The 18,240-nt window shown below is 67.6% G+C and carries 19 protein-coding genes; 12 read left to right on the forward strand and 7 right to left on the reverse strand.

The genetic code is table 11. The features are described from left to right. Window positions 1–44 precede the first annotated feature (44 nt). Window positions 45–2,027 carry a M13 family metallopeptidase gene (locus ACP7AR_RS15200; RefSeq protein ID WP_426187788.1) on the forward strand — a complete coding sequence of 661 codons (1,983 nt, stop codon included), beginning with the start codon at window positions 45–47 and terminating at the stop codon, window positions 2,025–2,027. A 147-nt stretch (window positions 2,028–2,174) separates the two neighbouring features. Next, the gene (locus ACP7AR_RS15205) at window positions 2,175–3,059 is read left to right on the forward strand and encodes a serine hydrolase (protein ID WP_426187790.1); all 885 of its coding nucleotides are present in this window, start codon (window positions 2,175–2,177) and stop codon (window positions 3,057–3,059) included. 107 nt (window positions 3,060–3,166) lie between these two features. Here ACP7AR_RS15205 and ACP7AR_RS15210 read toward each other — a convergent pair whose 3' ends face one another. Further along, a complete protein-coding gene (locus ACP7AR_RS15210) occupies window positions 3,167–3,640 on the reverse strand; it encodes a MarR family winged helix-turn-helix transcriptional regulator (RefSeq protein WP_426187450.1) in 474 nt (157 codons plus the stop codon). 52 nt (window positions 3,641–3,692) lie between these two features. On the opposite strand from ACP7AR_RS15210, the gene ACP7AR_RS15215 reads away from it, so the two are divergent. Beyond that, on the forward strand, window positions 3,693–4,088 hold the full coding sequence (locus tag ACP7AR_RS15215) for a hypothetical protein (RefSeq protein WP_426187452.1): 396 nt from the start codon (window positions 3,693–3,695) through the stop codon (window positions 4,086–4,088). Window positions 4,089–4,118: 30 nt separating this feature from the next. Here ACP7AR_RS15215 and ACP7AR_RS15220 read toward each other — a convergent pair whose 3' ends face one another. Continuing rightward, on the reverse strand, window positions 4,119–5,561 hold the full coding sequence (locus ACP7AR_RS15220; RefSeq protein ID WP_426187454.1) for an MFS transporter: 1,443 nt from the start codon (window positions 5,559–5,561) through the stop codon (window positions 4,119–4,121). A 141-nt stretch (window positions 5,562–5,702) separates the two neighbouring features. Here ACP7AR_RS15220 and ACP7AR_RS15225 point away from each other — a divergent pair, with 141 nt between their 5' ends. The 4 genes from ACP7AR_RS15225 to ACP7AR_RS15240 all read left to right on the forward strand — a co-directional run bounded on the left by ACP7AR_RS15225 (window position 5,703) and on the right by ACP7AR_RS15240 (window position 10,532). Further along, window positions 5,703–7,490, forward strand: coding sequence for a beta-galactosidase (locus ACP7AR_RS15225; RefSeq protein ID WP_426187456.1), 1,788 nt, complete (start codon window positions 5,703–5,705; stop codon window positions 7,488–7,490). Between the two features lie 91 nt (window positions 7,491–7,581). After that, a complete protein-coding gene (locus ACP7AR_RS15230; RefSeq protein WP_426187458.1) occupies window positions 7,582–8,919 on the forward strand; it encodes an FAD-binding oxidoreductase in 1,338 nt (445 codons plus the stop codon). 27 nt (window positions 8,920–8,946) lie between these two features. Continuing rightward, window positions 8,947–9,786, forward strand: a complete 840-nt coding sequence (locus ACP7AR_RS15235) for a sigma-70 family RNA polymerase sigma factor (protein WP_426187459.1) — start codon at window positions 8,947–8,949, stop codon at window positions 9,784–9,786. A 56-nt stretch (window positions 9,787–9,842) separates the two neighbouring features. Beyond that, window positions 9,843–10,532, forward strand: coding sequence for a GNAT family N-acetyltransferase (locus ACP7AR_RS15240; protein ID WP_426187461.1), 690 nt, complete (start codon window positions 9,843–9,845; stop codon window positions 10,530–10,532). Between the two features lie 10 nt (window positions 10,533–10,542). On the opposite strand, the gene ACP7AR_RS15245 is transcribed toward ACP7AR_RS15240, so the two are convergent. After that, window positions 10,543–10,971 (reverse strand): VOC family protein, encoded by a 429-nt coding sequence (locus tag ACP7AR_RS15245; RefSeq protein WP_426187463.1) that lies wholly within the window; start codon window positions 10,969–10,971, stop codon window positions 10,543–10,545. Between the two features lie 43 nt (window positions 10,972–11,014). Here ACP7AR_RS15245 and ACP7AR_RS15250 point away from each other — a divergent pair, with 43 nt between their 5' ends. The 5 genes from ACP7AR_RS15250 to ACP7AR_RS15270 all read left to right on the forward strand — a co-directional run bounded on the left by ACP7AR_RS15250 (window position 11,015) and on the right by ACP7AR_RS15270 (window position 15,147). Beyond that, the gene (locus ACP7AR_RS15250) at window positions 11,015–11,626 is read left to right on the forward strand and encodes a hypothetical protein (protein ID WP_426187465.1); all 612 of its coding nucleotides are present in this window, start codon (window positions 11,015–11,017) and stop codon (window positions 11,624–11,626) included. A 33-nt stretch (window positions 11,627–11,659) separates the two neighbouring features. Further along, entirely contained in the window at window positions 11,660–12,325 is a 666-nt protein-coding gene (locus ACP7AR_RS15255) for a YdeI/OmpD-associated family protein (RefSeq protein ID WP_426187467.1), read from the forward strand. A gap of 87 nt (window positions 12,326–12,412) precedes the next feature. Then, window positions 12,413–13,798, forward strand: a complete 1,386-nt coding sequence (locus tag ACP7AR_RS15260) for a glycine--tRNA ligase (RefSeq protein ID WP_426187469.1) — start codon at window positions 12,413–12,415, stop codon at window positions 13,796–13,798. A 62-nt stretch (window positions 13,799–13,860) separates the two neighbouring features. Beyond that, a complete protein-coding gene (locus tag ACP7AR_RS15265) occupies window positions 13,861–14,622 on the forward strand; it encodes a serine hydrolase domain-containing protein (protein WP_426187471.1) in 762 nt (253 codons plus the stop codon). Window positions 14,623–14,664: 42 nt separating this feature from the next. Further along, a complete protein-coding gene (locus ACP7AR_RS15270; RefSeq protein ID WP_426187473.1) occupies window positions 14,665–15,147 on the forward strand; it encodes a hypothetical protein in 483 nt (160 codons plus the stop codon). A gap of 29 nt (window positions 15,148–15,176) precedes the next feature. Here ACP7AR_RS15270 and ACP7AR_RS15275 read toward each other — a convergent pair whose 3' ends face one another. The 4 genes from ACP7AR_RS15275 to ACP7AR_RS15290 all read right to left on the reverse strand — a co-directional run bounded on the left by ACP7AR_RS15275 (window position 15,177) and on the right by ACP7AR_RS15290 (window position 18,199). Further along, window positions 15,177–15,599 carry a DUF1801 domain-containing protein gene (locus ACP7AR_RS15275; protein WP_426187475.1) on the reverse strand — a complete coding sequence of 141 codons (423 nt, stop codon included), beginning with the start codon at window positions 15,597–15,599 and terminating at the stop codon, window positions 15,177–15,179. 4 nt (window positions 15,600–15,603) lie between these two features. Further along, on the reverse strand, window positions 15,604–17,085 hold the full coding sequence (locus ACP7AR_RS15280; protein WP_426187477.1) for a phytoene desaturase family protein: 1,482 nt from the start codon (window positions 17,083–17,085) through the stop codon (window positions 15,604–15,606). Beyond that, window positions 17,082–17,549: an SRPBCC family protein gene (locus ACP7AR_RS15285; RefSeq protein ID WP_426187479.1), complete on the reverse strand. Its 468-nt coding sequence runs from the start codon at window positions 17,547–17,549 to the stop codon at window positions 17,082–17,084. The genes ACP7AR_RS15280 and ACP7AR_RS15285 overlap by 4 nt, the downstream gene beginning before the upstream one ends. Before the next feature lie 77 nt (window positions 17,550–17,626). Continuing rightward, on the reverse strand, window positions 17,627–18,199 hold the full coding sequence (locus ACP7AR_RS15290) for an HhH-GPD-type base excision DNA repair protein (protein WP_426187481.1): 573 nt from the start codon (window positions 18,197–18,199) through the stop codon (window positions 17,627–17,629). Between the last annotated feature and the right edge of the window lie 41 nt (window positions 18,200–18,240).

Here is an 18,240-nt window from a genome sequence, read left to right on the forward strand (position 1 = left end):
GCGCGATGCACCCCGCGCATAGGGTGGACATCATGACTGATGCTATGACTGATGCTCTCCCCACCGGCCTCGCCACTGAAGAATTCAGCTCCGACATCCGTCCGCAGGACGATCTCTACCGGTACGTGAACGGCTCCTGGCTCGAGCGCACGGAGATTCCAGAGGACAAGGCCAGGTGGGGCTCGTTCCACCTGCTCGCCGAGCAGGCCGAGAAAGACGTGCGCACGATCATCGAGGAGTCGCAGAACGCAGAGGGCGGCACGCTCGCGCGCAAGATCGGCGACATGTTCTCGAGCTTCATGGACACCGCGAGCATCGACGCCGCCGGTGTCGCGCCCCTCGCCGAGACACTTGCGGAGATCGATCAGATCGACAGCATCCCCTCGCTGCTCGCGACGGTCGGCGCATACGAGCGTGACGGTCGCGCCCACCTGATCGGCCTCTACGTCGACGGCGACCCTGGCAACCCCGAGCGCTACCTGCCCATTCTCGTGCAGTCGGGCCTCTCCCTGCCCGACGAGAGCTACTACCGACTCGAGAACTTCGAGGGCACCCGCACCGCATATCGCGCGCACCTGGAGCGTCTGCTCGCGCTGGCCGGTGTCGCGGATGCCGCGGGCGACGCCGAGCGCTCGTTCGAGCTCGAGAAGCAGATCGCCTCGCATCACTGGGACAACGTCGCCAGCCGCGACGCCGTCGCCACCTACAACCTCAAGACGTGGGATGAGCTGCAGAGCCTGATCGGCGTCGACCTCGCACCGTGGCGGGATGCTGTCGTGCCGACGAATCCGGATGCCTTCGCCGAAGCCGTGGTCTCACAGCCCAGCGCGCTCGAGGGCCTCGGCACGCTGCTCACCGAAGAGCGACTCGACGAGTGGAAGTCGTGGTTGCGCGCGCACGTCGTGCACGCCGCCGCCCCATACCTCACGGACGACATCGTGCAGGAGAACTTCTCGTTCTACGGCACCGAGATCTCCGGCGTTCCCACGATCCGCGAGCGTTGGAAGCGCGGTGTCTCCGTCACAGAGGGCGCACTCGGCGAGGCGATCGGCAAGGTCTACGTGGAGCGCCACTACCCGCCGACGGCGAAGGCCGCGATGGACGAGCTCGTGGCGAACCTCATCGAGGCGTACCGGCAGAGCATCACGACGCTGGAGTGGATGAGCCCTGAGACCCGTGAGCGGGCGCTCGCCAAGCTCGATGCGTTCACCCCGAAGATCGGCCACCCCGAGGAGTGGCGCGATTATTCGACCCTCGAGATCGACGCATCCGACATCTTCGGCAATGTGCGCCGGGCGAACATCTTCGAGCATGACCGCAACGTCGACAAGGTCGGAAAGCCCATCGACCGCAACGAATGGCACATGCCGCCGCAGATGGTCAACGCCTACTACAACCCCTCGATGAACGAGATCGTGTTCCCCGCCGCGATCCTGCAGTACCCGTTCTTCGACGCCTCCCGCGACGCCGCAGCCAACTACGGTGGGATCGGCGCCGTGATCGGTCATGAGATCGGTCACGGATTCGACGACCAGGGCAGCCGCTACGACGGCTCGGGCAAGCTCGACGACTGGTGGACGGATGCCGACCGTGCAGCCTTCGAGGAGCGCACGAAGGCCCTGATCGCACAGTACGACGCTCTGGTCCCGGTGGGCCTCGGCGAGGACAACCACGTGAACGGTGCCCTCACGATCGGCGAGAACATCGGCGACCTGGGTGGTCTCGGCATCGCGCTGAAGGCATACGAGCTGTCGCTCGGTCGTGATTCGAACGGCGAGGCCGTCGAATCGCCGGTCATCGACGGCCTCACCGGGGTGCAGCGCCTGCTGCTGAGCTGGGCGCAGGTGTGGCAGCAGAAGAGTCGCGACGCCGAGACGATCCGGCTGCTCACGATCGACCCGCACTCGCCGAACGAGTTCCGCTGCAACCAGATCGTCCGCAACATCGATGCCTTCTACGAGGCGTTCGATGTGACCGAAGCGGATGCGCTGCACCTTCCGCGCGAACAGCGTGTGACGATCTGGTGATCTTTGCCCGCAGGGCGTGACGCTTCGACAGCGGGCGGGGTTACGATAGCGAGTGCTGCTGGGGGGCATGCTCCCAGCAGCGTCCCCTGAAGACCTTCTTGGGAAGGAACACGCGTGGGCACTCCCCCCGAGCCTTCGCCGTCTGCGATGCTGCGCCGATCACATCGCAGCCATCGACGTGTCCCTCGCCGTGCCGCCGTGGGTCGCCGGTCGTTCGTGGCCACCCTGCGCGCGCTCGAGGAACTGGCAGATGCCGGGGCCCAGGTGTCGGTGCACGTCACCGACCTCGACACCGGCGCAGAGGTGCTCGCCGGGGACGACCACGTCACGATGCCGATCGCGGGTCTCGGTGTGGTGCCGTTGCTGATCGAGGTGGCTGCAGGCTTCGAGTCTGGGACGCTGGATCCGCTGGAGATCGTCGAACGTTCCTCGGTCGACGATGTGACCATGGCAGGGGTGTGGCGCAACCTGCGGGCACCGGCGCTGCCGCTCGTGGATCTCGCGGTGCTCGCTGCGACGGCCGGTGATCCGATGGCGGTGAACGCACTCTTGGCGCACGTACGGGACGATCGCGTGAACGATCGCCTTCAGGCGCTCGGGCTCACGCAGACCGCGCTGCTCGACCGCGTCCGAGATGAGCGAGGACCGGATGACGCCCCGCATGTCGCGGTGGGCACGACGCGTGAACTCACCCGCTTGTTCGCCGCCCTGGTGAACTCCACGGCGGTGGATGTCGCAGTCAGCGCGCAGGTGTCGGAGTGGCTGAGCCTGAACCACGATCTGAGCCTGGTCGCGGCATCCACCGGGCTCGACCCGTTCGCGCACGATCACGACGCCCATGGGCTGCTGTTCATCAACAAGACGGGTCGCGAGCCCGGCGTGCGCGCCGAAGCCGGCGTGCTCGCAGGTCCTCGATCGGGGATCGCCTACGCGATGATCGTCTGCTTCGACGACCTCTCGATCACGCACCGGCTTCGCGCGCATGACGCATTCCGTGTGCTCGGGCTCGAGCTCATGGAGTACGCGCACTGACGGCGGTATCTGCACACCTGCAGGGAGATGATACGACTGCAGGGCCGACGCCCGGCGTGTCACCCTGCATCCGTGCATCGGCCCTGCAATTGTGCGCAGGTATGCGGTCAGTACGGGCCGAATCTGTTCTGCGGGTCGAGGGCCTGCACGACCGGTTCCAGAGCATCGGCGAGAGCATCCAGCTGTGTGGTTGAGAGGCGATCGAGCACCAGCCGATGCGCGGTGGCGAAGTGGTCTGGCGCTGCGAGCACGAGTCGGCGACGGCCCTGTCTGCTGAGTTTGAGCACCACGCTGCGTCGATCCTGCGTGCTCTCCTCCCTCTCCAGCAGATCACGCCGCTGGAGCCTGCTGACGACCTTCGACGCGCGAGGGAGCGTCGCGTTCGTCGCTGCGGCCAGATCGCTCAGGCGCATCGGACCCCCGCGCTGCAGCGTGCTGAGCAGGATGAATTCGTAGTGGGTGAGGTCGGCGTCGCGCTGCAACCGGGCGTCGAGCGCGGACGGAAGGAGCTCGGCCGTGCTGATCAGGGCGAGCCAGGCGCGGGATTGCTCCGGCGTCATGCGGGGGAGGGGAGCGACCATGTTCCCATTCTGCCCAGCCGCGAGGCGGTGCGGCTGGGGGTACTCTCGTCGGATGGATGACTGGACCCCGCATCGCCGCGACGATGGCGAGCTGCTCGGGTGGATCCACCCCGCCGGCGATGACGAATGGGTTGCAGTCGACGTGCTCGGCCGTACGATCTCCGCCGGTCCCATCGAATGGTTGGACGCGGAGGCGGCGCTGGAGGAGCACGGCCTGTCATGGCTGGCGGACCCGTGGATGCTGGACCGCGAGGCCGAACGTCCGCTTCGGGTGCGCATGGTCGAGGTCACCCCTGATCGTGACGGCAGTCCGGGCCGCATCGTCGTGAAGATCGACGACTATGGCGACATGACCCGCACGGCGGCGCAGCAGTTCGTGCTGCCGTGGCCGGTGCCCGAGCGGCTGCGGGCACCGCAGCCCGGCGATCCGGACGGCTTCACGCTCTGACCCGCCTGGCGCGGCGCGAGCCGAAGCGCTTCAGCTCGGCAGCGACGGATGCGGTTCGATGGCACGACTCTTCGGAATGAACAGCGACAGCACCACCGCGACGATGGCGGCGATGATGGCGAGCCAGTAGCAGACGTTGAACGCCTCGCGCGTGGGCACGGCGACCCCGTCGATCTCGACGCTCATGGCGGCCAGGACCGCGCCCATGACCGCTGAGGCGCTCGAGGTGCCCACAGAACGGAACAGCGCATTCAGTCCGTTCGATGCACCGGTCTCGTTCGCGGGCACCGCTCGCATGATGATCATGGGCATGGCCGCGAAGGTGAAGCCGATGCCGACGCCGATGATCGCGTTGGCGACGAGGATGTGCCACCACTCGGTCGACCAGAGGAGCACGTAGACATAGGCCAGCACGATCGCGAACGCGCCGACGGTGAACAGCGGTCGTGGACCGACCGTGCGTTCCAGCCATCCGGACAGCGGCGAGATCACCATCATCACCAGGCCCGCAGGCATGACGATGAAGGCGGCCGTGACCATGTCGAGTCCGAAGCCCGAGCCCGACTCCACCGGCAGCTCGAGCATCTGCGGGAATGTGACGTTCGATCCGAACAGGGCGAATCCCATGCCGATCGCCGCGATGTTCGTGAAGAGCACTGCGGGCCGCGCTGCCACGCGCAGATCGAGCAGCGGATCCTTCGTGCGCAGCTGGTACCAGCCCCAGACCAGCAGCACCAGCACGCCGCCGATGAGAAGTGCGAGCCCGATCGGTGACGTCCAGCCCCACTGCGCTCCGCGGGAGACGTAAAGGAGCAGGCCGGTCAGACCGATGGCGAGACCGATGGCGCCGGGCACGTCGAGGCGGCCGGGGGAGAGCAGCACATCCTCGGGGACGAACAGCAGCACGAGGACCAGCCCGGCGATGCCGAGCCCGGCGGCGAGCCAGAACAGGGAATGCCAGTCGGCGTTGATCGCCAGATACGCCGCCAACGGCATCCCGAGCGCCCCGCCGACACCCATGGTCGCGCTCATCAGGGCGACGGCTGTACCGAGCCGGTTCGTCGGGAGGATGTCGCGCATGATCGCGATACCGAGCGGGATGACGCCGGTGACACCGCCCTGCAGCGCGCGGCCGATGATCACGCCGACGATCGAGCCGGACAGCGCGGCGATCACCGAACCGATGATGAGCAGCGCCATCAGCACCACGACGACGCGGCGCTTGCCGTACATGTCGCCGAGACGTCCGGAGATGGGAGTGGCGACCGCGGCGACGAGCAGGGTGATCGTCACGACCCAGGTGGTGTCCTCGCGCGACGCGTTCAGCAGCGTGGGCAGCTCGGCCTGCAGCGGCACGACCAGCGTGAACATGAACGAGGAGCACAGGCCGGCGAAGGCGAGGACCGCGACCGTGAGACCACGATTCGGGGTGCGGGAGAGACGTTTTCTGGCTCTGTCGTCTCTATCTCCCACTGTGCAAGGCTATCGGTGCGCAGCAGCGGTGGGCGCGTCGGGGTGTGAACCGAGCCTCCGGTAGAGTCATGCGCGGCTGCGCACGACACGCATCCGTCCCTACTCCGTGGAAGTCGGAGCGAGAGTCACGCAGGAGTCCTCTTGAACCACGCATCCTCGTCCTTTCGAGACGTCTCTCCTGCGCTCACGTGGCGGGACGGGCAGCTCTTGCGCGCCGGGCGACCGTATCGCATCCTCGCCGGAGCGCTGCACTATTTCCGTGTGCATCCCGAGCAGTGGGCGGACCGTCTGCGTCGCCTGGCCGCGATGGGCGCGAACACGGTCGACACGTATGTGGCCTGGAATTTCCACGAACGGATGGAAGGAGAGCCGCGTTTCGACGGCTGGCGCGACCTGGAGTCGTTCATCCGGCTCGCGGGGGAGATCGGACTCGACGTCTACCTGCGTCCGAGCCCGTACATCTGCGCCGAGTGGTCGAACGGCGGGCTGCCGTTCTGGCTGACCGGACGGGTGAGCGCGCTGCGCACGAGCGATCCCGAGTATCTTGCGGCCGTCGACAGCTGGTACGACGAGCTGATCCCGCGCGTCGTGCCGCTGCAGGCGGCCTTCGGCGGGCCCATAGTCGCCGTGCAGATCGAGAACGAGTACGGCTCCTTCGGCAGCGATCACGCGTACCTCGAGCATCAGCGCGACGGACTGCGTTCGCGGGGCGTCGTCGAGCTGCTGACGACGGCAGACGGCATCACATCCGACATGATCATGCACGGCTCGGTGGCAGGAGCGCTGCCGACCTTCACCTTCGGCACGGGCGTCGCCGCGGCGCAGCAGCTGCGTCGCCCTGACGATGCGCTGATGTGCAGTGAGCTGTGGGGCGGATGGTTCGACCACTGGGGCGAGCGGCACCATGTGCGTTCGGCCGCGAGCCTGATCGGCACCGTCGACGAGCTGCTCGCGGTCGGCGGATCCGTCAGCATCTACATGGCGCACGGCGGCACGAACTTCGGACTGTGGAACGGAGCCAACCACGACGGCGCACTGCAGCCGACGATCACCAGCTACGACTCGGATGCCCCGATCGGCGAAGACGGATCGCTGAATGCCAAGTTCGAGGCGCTGCGCGCGGCATTCGCCCCGTTCCATGACGGTGAGCTGCCGGAGCGCCCCGCGCCTGCACCGGTTCAGGCCGCGCAGTCGGCGCCGCTGCACCCGGTGACCTCGTTGCGCGAGTTCGCCGAGACGCTGCCGATGATCGGAGAGATCACCCCGATGCCGCAGACGTTCGAGCAGCTCGGCGTGGAAGACGGCATCGTCATCTACCAGGCGCTGATCGACGTACCAGCGGATGCGACGATCGACATCGACACGCTGCACGATCGTGCGACGGTCTTCGTCGGCGACGAGCGCATCGGCACCCTGGAGCGGGACGGGCAGCTGTCGCTTCCGCTTCCCGGCGGCGCCCGAAAGGCGCAGCTGACGATCGTGGTCGAGAGTCTCGGACGCATCAACTACGGTCCGCACACGGGTGAGGGCAAGGGCATCATGCGCGGCGTGCGCGTCAACGGCCGCCGCTACGTGCATGGATGGACGCACCGTGCGGTGCCGCTCGATGCGGCACCCGCGCCCGACGCCACAGTCGCCGCTGGCTCTCGAGAGGCGGATGGCGTCGCGCGTGCGATGATCGAGGTCGACTCGCCCGCGGATGCCTGGCTCGCGTTCCCCGGCGGCTCCAAAGGCATGGCGTGGCTCAACGGCTTCCTTCTCGGCCGCTACTGGAAGGTCGGCCCGCAGCAGACGCTCTACGCCCCGGCCCCGATGTGGAACCGGGGAACGAACGAGATCGTCGTGCTCGACACCGACGGACTGGGCGCGACCGTCGCGGTGCGCGAGAGGCCCGAGTTCGGCCCGACCGAGGAGTTCGTCGGCTCCTGATCGTCGATCTCTGACGAATCGGTCACACTCCCGCGACCGAGGTCGTCTTCTTGATGAACCGCCGCACCGGCGCACTGATCAAGGAGATGCCATGTCCGCAACCCGCAACGACCAGCTCGAAGACTTCGCCGGCGCCATCATCGCCCCGGACTCACCCGAGTACCCGAAGGCGGCGCGCACAGCGCTCGCATCCGCCGAACCGGCACTCATCCTGCGCCCGATCGATGTCGCCGACGTGCAGCGCGCCGTGCGCTTCGCCGCGGCATCCGATCTTCCTCTCGTCGTGCGCGGTGGGGGACATTCCGCGGCGGGACTCAGCACGATCGACGACGGCATCGTCATCGATCTCGGAGTACTCGACTCCATCGAGTTACTCGGTGATCGGAGAGTGCGCGTGGGCGGTGGCGCGCTCTGGCGGCATGTGGTCGAGGCGCTCGCCCCGCACGGCCTTGTGATCTCCTCCGGAGACACGGCGGATGTCGGTGTCGGCGGGCTGACGCTGTCCGGCGGCATCGGGTGGCTGGTCCGGCGGCACGGGCTCACGCTCGATCATCTGCGCGCGGTCGAGCTCGTCACGGCAGACGGCACCGTGATCCGTGTCGACGACCGTGAGCATGAGGATCTGTTCTGGGCGCTGCGGGGCGGCGGCGGTGCGTACGGCATCGCGACCGCGTTCGAATTCGAGGCGCAACCTGCCGCACAGTTCACGTTCGCGTCGCTCACCTTTCCCGCGGGCCAAGCCGAGCACATCGTTCCCGCATGGGTCCGATTCATGCGCACCGCACCGCGGGCGATCAGCTCGACCCTGGTGCTGTCGAACCCGTTCACCGGCGGTGTCGACGCGCCGATCGAGATCACCTTCGCCCGCTGCGACGCGGAATCCGTGGACGATGCCCTCGCCGCGCTGCGGATCGCGGGAACGCCGTTGAAGGAAGCCGTGAGCCGGGTTCCGTACGCCGAGATCCTGCATGAAGGCAACGAGCTGCCCGCGGGGCTGCGGGTCGCGCTTCGCAACGGCTTCATCTCGCCGGCGTCGGCGGATGCTGCGGCCCCCGCCATCGCGCGCATCGCCGCATCGGAACAGCCGGCATCGATCGTGGTGCACAGCCTCGGAGGGGCGTTCGGGCAGACCGCGCCCGAGGCGACAGCTTTCGCGCACAGGGGCGCCGAGCTGATGGTGAGCACCTTCGCGGCGGCGCCCGTTGCTGCGTACGAGGGGTTGCGGGATCGCATGGACGAAATCTGGCGCACGCTGGAGCCGTTCACCGACGGCGCCTACGCGAATTCGCTGGACGGCACGGTGGCGGATGCCGTGGCATCCGTCTACCCGGAATCCACCCGGCGGCGACTGGCGGACATCAAGCGCACGTACGACCCGACGAATCTGTTCTCACGCACGTTCGCGCCGGCACCTGAGCATGCGCGGTAATCTGCGCAGGGCATGGGAGGAATCAGGATGGACACCAGCGCGCTCGCGGCCGAGTTCGACTCGCATCGACGCTATCTGACAGCGGTCGCCTATCGGATGCTCGGCTCGCGTGCCGATGCGGAAGATGCAGTGCAGGAGGCGTGGTTCCGGTTGGAGCGCGCCGAAGAAGCGATCGACGACAGTCGTGCGTGGCTCACCCGCGTGGTGAGCCGAATATGCCTCGACCAGCTGCGCACCCGCAATCGGAGGCAGGAGAACCCGCTCGATGCGCTGCCCGACGTCGAGGCTCTGCCGGAGGAGCAGGGCCCCGCCGCGCGCGCGGAGCAGGCCGACCAGGTCGGTTACGCACTCATGCTGCTGCTCGAGCAGCTGGCGCCGGACGAGCGGCTGGCGTACGTGCTCCACGACGTCTTCGGCGTGCCGTTCGACGACATCGCCGATGTCGTCGCTCGCACGCCCCAAGCGACACGCAAGCTCGCCAGCCGCGCCCGGGACAGGATCCGAGGTGCGGTTCCGGTCTCGCCGGTGTCCCGCGCCACCAGAGATCAGCAGCGGGCCGTCGTCGACGCTTTCCTCGCCGCCGCCCGCGGCGGCGACTTCACACGCCTCGTGGGAGTGCTGCACCCCGACGTCGAGTTCCGTGTCGACAGCGGGCATGACGGGCTGAAGATCGTTCGCGGAGCAGAGCAGGTCGCATCGCAGGCATCGCAGTTCCACCGGCTCGCACGCGACTACGCGTTCGAGGTCGTCGAACTCGGGGACAGCATCGGCGTGCTCGCCCTGGAGCGCGGTGCACCGAGCTCGCTGCTGCTGTTCACCAGCGCCGATGGCGTCATCACACGGATGGAGTCGCGGCTGCTCGGTTGAGCGGCATCCGGCACCTTCGTTTCCGCATCGGGGGCGAGGAGGGGCAGACTGGGGACGTGCGAACCATACGTGACCTTGACACCGTCGAACTCATCATCGAGGCGCAATCCCTGCTGGATGCCATCCGCGGACCGGAACGCGTCATCGACGCCGGCACCCTGCGTGCGCTGCAGCAATCCGGCAACTACGTCGTCGGGCTGTTCGACGATGAGTCCGGCGCGGACCACATGGTCGGGGCATCCGTCGCCTTCTTCGGCGTCCCAGGCCAGCGCACGATGCACTCGCACATCACCGCCCTGCTGCCGGAATACCGGGGGCGCGGGTGGGGACGCGAGTTGAAGGAACACCAACGCCAGTGGGCGTTCTCGCGTGAGGTCGGTCGGATCACCTGGACGTTCGACCCGCTCGTCGCTCGCAACGCGCATTTCTTCCTCACGGTTCTCGGCGCGCGGGTGACCGGGTACTCGGTGAACAACTACGGCATCTTCGGCGGCGGCGACGCCGGCGATGAGAGCGACCGCCTCGATGTCGAATGGGCACTCGCCGACATCGCCAAGCACCCTGCGGCGGAGACCGTCGTCGCGACCCTCGAGATTCCGTCGGATGTCGAGAGGATTCGGGCGACGGATCCCGACGCGGCGCACGAATGGCGTCTCCGGTTGCGCGGTGAGATGGAGGCACTGCTCGGTCGTGGACTGCGGATCGCCGGCTTCGACGTGGAGCGCGGGTACCTCTTCACCGAGTGATGCGCGGCGCTCAGTCCTCGGAGCGCCGGCGAGGAGGGAGCACGAATTCTCCTGTTTCACCCGGGTTCAACGCCACTTCCCAGCGGAAGCCGTCAGGATCCGCGAAATACCCTGAATACCCTCCCCAGTCACGGCGCACTGCGGGGGCGACGAACGCCCCGAGTCGTTCTGCCTCCGCCAGGACGCCGTCCACGTCGGCTTCGGTCGCGACGTTGTGGGCCAGCGTGATCGGCGCGATGCCGGGTGCGGGTGCTTCACCGATCTCGGCTGTGAAGCCGGTGATGCTCCACAGCGACAGGATGAGCCGATCGGCGACGGGCAGCATGAGCACATCGTCTGCTTCGAAGATCGGGCGCCATCGGAGACCGTCCACATAGAACGCGCGCGATCTCGCGACGTCAGCGACCGCCAGGGTGATGAAACTCAGTCGTTGTTCCATTCCGCCAGTGTGGCACCGGCATCCGACATGGTTCGATGGGTGCATGAGCGAAGTCGAACAGGTTCCTGCGGAGTCCCCGTTCCATTCCCGGTTGCCGATCGGGGAACGACTGGATGCGACGGCCCTGACCGAAGGGCTGCCGTGGGCCTTCGATGAGATCACCATGCGTCCGCTCGAGCCCATGCTCGTGCCTGAGGAGCCGCGCGGCGGTGAGACGGACCGAGCGCAGTGCGGTGCTTGCACACCGTCCGCGAACACGATCTGGCACGACGAACTGTGGCAGGTGGGTATGAGATCCGAGCTGAGCGGCCTGCCGTTCATGGCGTGGGTATCGCCGCGCGGACACTGGCTGCTCGAGGACGCCCCGATCGAGGTTCTCGCGGAACTCGGCCCGCTGATGCAGCGGATCTCCGAGGCGGTGAAGCGTATCCCCGGCGTCGCGCGCTGTCATTTCGGTCGTTGGAACGACGGCTCGGCCCATCTGCACATGTGGGCGCTGGCTCGCCCGGCCGGCATGATGCAGGCGCGCGGCGCCGCACTCGCCTTCTGGGATGACATCCTCCCGCCGCTGCCGCAGGAGATGGCCGACGAGCACGCGCGCATCGTCGCCGAGGCGCTCGCCGCAGGCGGGGGAGAGGCATTCCCGAACCGTTGAGCCGGTGTCGGATGCTCGTGGCATCCTGTTCCCATGGATGATGAGGCGGGGCAGGCGGGCGGTTCGGCGGAGAAGCCCGCGGTGTACTTCCGCGACGCGGCGGAGTTCCGCGCCTGGCTCGAGCGGCACCACGCCGACAAGCCGGAGTTGTGGATGGAAGTGCGCAAGGCCCACGTCGCCGATCGGGGTCTGACGTGGGCGGATGCCGTTCCCGAGGCGCTGTGCTTCGGCTGGATCGACTCGGTGTCGCAGCCCATCGACGATGATCGACGCCGTCAGCGGTGGACGCCGCGAAAATCGGGGAGCACGTGGTCGAAGGTCAACGTGGCGCATGTCGAGCGTCTCGTGGCCGAGGGGAAGATGGCACCCGCAGGCCTGGCCGCGTACGAAGCGCGCAGCGCAGACCGCACCGGAACGTATTCGCACGAGAACGACGCCGCAGAACTCGAGCCCGAGGTGCAGGCCGTGCTCGAGTCCTCCGCTGCCGCGCAGGCGTTCCTCGACGCCGCGACGGCGGGTTATCGCAAGGTCGTGCGGCACTGGATCGCGACCGCCAAGCGCCCTGCCACCCGCATCGCGCGCGCCGAGCAGCTGGTGGCAGAGAGCGCCGCCGGGCGGCTCGTGCCGTTCGCGCGACCGGGCAAGACGCCCGCGTGGCTGGTGCGCGCGGCTGCTGCTGCGGCCGCAGCCGAGGGCTGAACCGGGCGCGTCGGCGCGGATAGGATGGTGGATGCCGCGGCATGTCCGCGCGCAGCATCCGAATCTCTCCCGACCATTGGAGCCACCGTGGCCGAACAGTCCCGTCTTGACAAGGTCATCAGCCTCGCCCGCCACCGCGGGTTCGTGTTCCAAGCGGGTGAGATCTACGGCGGTTCGCGTTCCGCATGGGATTACGGCCCCCTCGGCACCGAGCTCAAGGAGAACATCCGTCGGCAGTGGTGGCAGACCTTCGTCCGCGGACGCGGCGACATGGTGGGACTGGACTCCTCGATCATCCTCCCGAAGCGCGTCTGGGAGGCATCCGGGCACGTCGCCACGTTCACTGATCCGCTGGTCGAGTGCCTGAGCTGTCACAAGCGCTTCCGTGCCGACACTCTCGTCGAGGACTTCGAGGCGCGCAAGGGCCGCAAGGCGGAGAACGGCCTTGCCGACGTGCCCTGCCCGAACTGCGGCAACAAGGGCCAGTACACCGAGCCGAAGGCCTTCTCGGGGCTCGTCAAGACCTACCTCGGCGTCGTCGACGACGAATCCGGGCTGTTCTACCTGCGTCCCGAGACGGCACAGGGCATCTTCGTGAACTTCGCGAACGTGCTCACCGCCAGCCGCAAGAAGCCGCCGTTCGGCATCGGTCAGGTGGGCAAGGCATTCCGTAACGAGATCACCCCCGGAAACTTCATCTTCCGCACGCGCGAGTTCGAGCAGATGGAGATCGAGTACTTCGTACCGCCCGCCGACGCGCAGGAGTGGTTCGAGCACTGGGTCGAGGCATGCTGGGCGTGGTTCGAAGACCTCGGCATCGACACCGCCAACATGCGCCGCTTCGACGTTCCAGAGGACGAGCGGGCGCACTACTCCGCCGGCACGATCGACTTCGAGTACCGCTTCGGATTCCCCGGCAAGGAGTGGGGCGAGCTGATGGGCGTCGCCAACCGCACCGACTACGACCTCTCCAGCCACTCCGAGGCCTCCGGCCAGAGCCTGTCCTATTTCGACCAGGCATCCGGCGAGCGCTACACCCCGTACGTGATCGAGCCGTCCTTCGGGCTCACCCGCTCGATGATGGCGTTCCTCGTCGACTCCTACGTCGAGGAGGAGGTGCCCAACGCCAAGGGCGGCACCGACACCCGCACGGTGCTCAAGCTCGACCCGCGCCTCGCGCCGGTCAAGGTCGCCGTTCTCCCGCTCTCGCGCAATGAGAAGCTCTCCCCGCTCGCGCGCGAAGTCGCCGACTCGCTGCGCGGCCGCTGGGCGATCGACTTCGACGACGCAGGTGCGATCGGGCGCCGTTACCGCCGACAGGACGAGATCGGCACGCCGTTCTGCGTCACGGTCGACTTCGACTCGCTCGACGACAACGCCGTCACCGTTCGCGACCGCGACACGATGGCGCAGGAGCGTATCCCCGTCGACACGCTGCACGAGTACCTGGCGGAGCGTCTCAAGGGCGCGTGAGCGGGGTGGAGTCCACGACATTCGCAGCGACAGAAGGCTTCCCCCACAACGCGCTTGTAGGGGTGACAGGCCCTGAGCAGACGCTCGCCGTGCAGGGAGACCCGCGCTCCGTGCGCCCGCTGGCATCGGTGTCCAAGCCGATATCAGCCTGGGGCGTATTGATCGCCGTCGAGCGTGGGCTCGTGGACCTCGACGAGCCGGCAGGTCCCGAGGGTTCGACACTGCTGAACCTGCTCGACCACACCAGCGGGCTGCCGTTCGAGGGCGACCAGACGCAGGCCGCGCCCGGAACACGGCGCATCTATTCGAATGCCGGGTTCGACGTGCTCGGCGCCCACGTGGCCGAGGCCGTCGGCATGCCGTTCGCCGACTGGGTGACCCATGAAGTCACCGTGCCGTTGGGCATGCAGGACATCGTCGTGACCGGTAGGCCGTCCGCAGGCTACCGGGCCTCGATCGACGATCTGCTGACGTTCGCACGTGAGGTGCTGCGGCCGGCGCTGATCCCCGTCGAGCTGCGTGATCTCGCGCTCATGGTCTCGCGGTCCGGGTTGCGCGGCGTCGTGCCGGGATACGGCTCGTTCGATGACAATCAGTGGGGACTGGGGTTCGAACTCAAGGGCGCGAAGAGTCCGCACTGGCTGAGCGACACTCTGCCGCCCGAGACCGCAGGTCACTTCGGCGGGCAAGGCAGCTTCCTGTTCATCGACCGCTCCCGCGACCTCGGTGCAGCTTTCCTCTCCGGCGTCGCCTTCGGTGATGAGCACAAGCGCATCTGGCCGCCGCTCACCGAGGAGATCGTCGCTCGCTACGGCAGTCGCTGACGATACTCACCCGGCGGCGGATGCCGGGTCTAGGCTGTCCGCATGATGGAGCAGTGGAGCGAGTTCAACGTCGCCATGGCGGGCGCCACCGCGGCGCTCGCCGGACTCGTGATCGTCGCGGCGAGCGTCAACATCGCGGAGATCATCAAATCGCGCACGCTCACCGCGCGGCTCCTCGCCGGCGTCGCGACACTCGTGCTCGCGCTCGCCGTCGCGGCACTCGGCCTCGTACCCGACCTCGAACCCGCCTGGTACGGCGGCCTGATCATCGCGGCCACGCTGCTCGCCACCGTATTCCAGGCGAACGCCACCCGGCTGATCGCACGCGATCCCGCCCCGGCGGCCCGTGCGCGACCGCTCAAGTACCTCATCGGCTTCCTGCCACTGGCCGCGTACATCGTCGCCGGCGTGATGGTGTGGGCAGAGAACCCGACCGGTCTGCACCTCGCGGCCGCCGGGTGCCTGCTCGCGATCGTCTCGGCGGTCGTCGTCTCGTGGGTCGCGCTGGTCGAGGTGCTGCGCTGACGCTCACACCCTGCGAGTGACGGAAGGCCTCAGTCGGCGACCGTCAGCTCGATCTCCGGCGAACCACCGGACTCAACCCAGGCGAGAGTGCTCACGAGGATGTCGCGGAGCACGTCGAGATCGACCTTCTCGAGGTCCTTGACGTACAGGCATCCTTTGCCGACGGTATGCGGGCCGAGATCGGAGAGCGCGTCTGCGTGCCGCTCGGTGTCATCGAGGTAGATCGTGGTCGCGTTCTTGCGCGGTGCGAACGCCAGAATCGGCATGTCGCCCTCGGTGCCGGTCGGGTAGCGGTAGTGGCAGGAGCCGAAGCCGATGATGGTTCCCCAGGCGGCGGGTTCGCGGCCGGAGACCTCTTGCATCAGGGCCGTCAGCGTCTCAGCATCCCGTCGTCTGATCGCGGGCGTCGCTGCGGCGATCAGGGCGGAGACGTTCGAACCAGTTTGCTTCATGACCTCATTCTCCGTCAGAAGGGCGATCCGGTGAGAGATCCGGCAGTGCTCTGGTGCCGAAGTCGTTCCGCAAGGCGCTCAGCGCAGCGTGCCATCCCGCCAGGCCGTGCACTCCTGGCCCTGGTGTCGTGGAGGCACCACACAGGTAGACGCCCTTCATCGGCGTCCGCCACGGATCGGGGCTGAGCACAGGACGGCGCAGCAGCTGCGCAAGATCGGGCGTACCTGCGGAGATATCGCCGCGAGGATAGTTCGGGTTGTGACGCTCCACGTCCATCGCCGTGCGGGACGATATTCCCATGATGGTGTCGCGGAAGCCGGGCGCGAACCGTTCGATCTGCCGGATGACCGCCTCCGATCTGTCCGCGCGGGATGCCGCGGGCACGTGCGTGTAGGTCCACAGCGTGTGCTGACCGGCCGGCGCCCTGGTGTCGTCGAACAGTGACGGCTGCGAGACGAGAACATACGGAGACTCGGAGAGGTTGCCGTGCGCGACGGCATTCTCGGCCGCCGCGATCTCGGCACGTGTTCCGCCGAGGTGGAGGGTTCCGGCGCGGCCGAGTTCCGGATGCGACCACGGCACAGGTTCGGAGAGCGCGAAGTCCACCTTCGCCACGGCGTTGCCGTAGCGGAAGCGACCGAGTGCATCGCGGTACCGCTGCGGCATCCGATCGCCGGCGATCCTGCTCAGCGCACGCGGCGTGACGTCGAGTAGCGTCACGCGGGACGAGGCCAGCTCGTCGAGAGAGGTCACCTCGTGATCGGTCACGAGCTCGCCGCCGTGCGCGACGAGGTCGTCAACCATGGCGTCGATGATGCTCTGGCTGCCACCGATAGGAATCGGCCACCCCTTCGCATGCGCGTAAGCCGTCAGGGCGAGGCCGGCGCCCGAGCTGGCCAGGCCAGGCATAGGAAGGATCGTGTGGGAAGCGACGCCGGTGAGCATGGCGGGGGCGGCATCCTCACGGAAGCGTGTGTTCCACAGCGGGCTGCCCTGCTCCATCGCCGCCAGGCCGAAGGCCAGGGCGGTCGGGATGTCCCGGGGAATGCGCAGGAGGGTGTCGCCCGTGAAGTCGGCGACCCTCGACGATCGCTCGACCAGCGGCCGCATCAGGCTGGCGTACGCCCTGCCATCCATGCCGAGGCCCTCCGCCGTGCGCTCCAGGTCCCGGTATGCGATCCCGGCCCTCCCGCCATCGAGCGGATGCGCGAAGGATATCTCCGGTACGGCGAACGGTACGCGTCGGGTGAGTCCGAACTCGCGGAAGAAGCGCGACTCGAAGGCGAGCGGATGCACCGCCGAGCAGACGTCGTGGCGGAAGCCGGGAAGAGTGAGCTCTGCGGTCGCCGCGCCACCTCCGGCGGTCGTCGCGCGTTCGAAGACTCGCACCGACAGGCCCGCGCGCGCGAGTGTGACGGCGGCGGCGAGACCGTTGGGCCCGGCGCCGACGACGGTGGCGTCGATCTCGGTTGAGCGGGCCGTCATCGCGTCTCCGACGGAGATGCCGTGTCGACCCTGGTGATTCCTTCGGCCAGGTATGCGAGTCGGTGCAATGTCTCGGCATTGCGCCACTGCAGCACCACATCGGTCAGAGCGCGGGGCATTGCTTTCGCGGGGCCGCTGACGGCCTCCTCCTGGATGCGGACCAGGCACCCGTCACCGAAGGGCTTGACGTCGATCGTCACGCGCGCCTCTCCGATCGGCCAGCCACGTGCGGTCATCACCATCTGACGGGGCGGATTCCAGGACACGGTGCTGGTGTTGTCGTTGAGAAGCGCCGGCCAAACCCCTACGGAGTGGTGCAACTTTGCTCCGGGCTGCGGCCACGCGGCGTCGACGTCCCGCATGCGTGATGCTCCGACCACCCAGCTCGGGTAGAGCCAGCCGTCCGCCAGCACGCGGAAGACGGCCTCAGGCGGGCAGCTCATCCTTCGGACGTTTCTCGACATGCGCGCTCCCTGGCTCGTTTGCTGACCAGTCTGCGTCACCGGATCTTCCGCCGGACCGGCCTTGACAAAGGCCTGGTCTACTTGGTGGCCTTGGCCGCGGCCTTCATGGCCTTCTTGTGCTCGCGCACCTTCGTCAGCGACTCGGGCGAGACGATGTCGGCGACGCTGCGGTATGCGCCGTCCTCTCCATAGGGAGCAGATGCTTCGCGCCACCCGGAACCGGTGAAGCCGTACTGCTTGCCGAGCAGCGCGAGGAAGATCTTCGCCTTCTGCTCGCCGAATCCTGGCAGCTTCTTCAGTCGGCGCAGCACCTCCGCACCGTTAGGATCGTCGCGGGTCCACAGTGCTGCGGCATCCCCGTCCCATGCATCGACGAGCTCCTGGCAGAGCGTCTGCACGCGAGTCGCCATCGAGCCGGGGAATCGGTGCACTGCGGGCGTCAGCTTGAACGCCTCGAGGAACGCTTCCGGGTCCATGGCGGCGATGGTCTTGGCATCCGCGGAGCCGGTGCGCTGTTCGATCTTGAGCGGGCCGGCGAACGCGGTCTCCATCGGCACCTGCTGATCGAGGAGCATCCCCACCAGAAGCGCGAGCGGGTTGTCGGTCAGCAGCGAATCGGCGGCGGTGTCTCCGGTGATGTGAAGGGCCATGTGACCAGTGTGGCACCCTGGCTCGACTGCATAGTCATGAG

The organism is Microbacterium sp. TWP3-1-2b2, from assembly GCF_049896145.1.
In the GTDB taxonomy this organism is placed as follows: Bacteria; Actinomycetota; Actinomycetes; order Actinomycetales; family Microbacteriaceae; genus Microbacterium.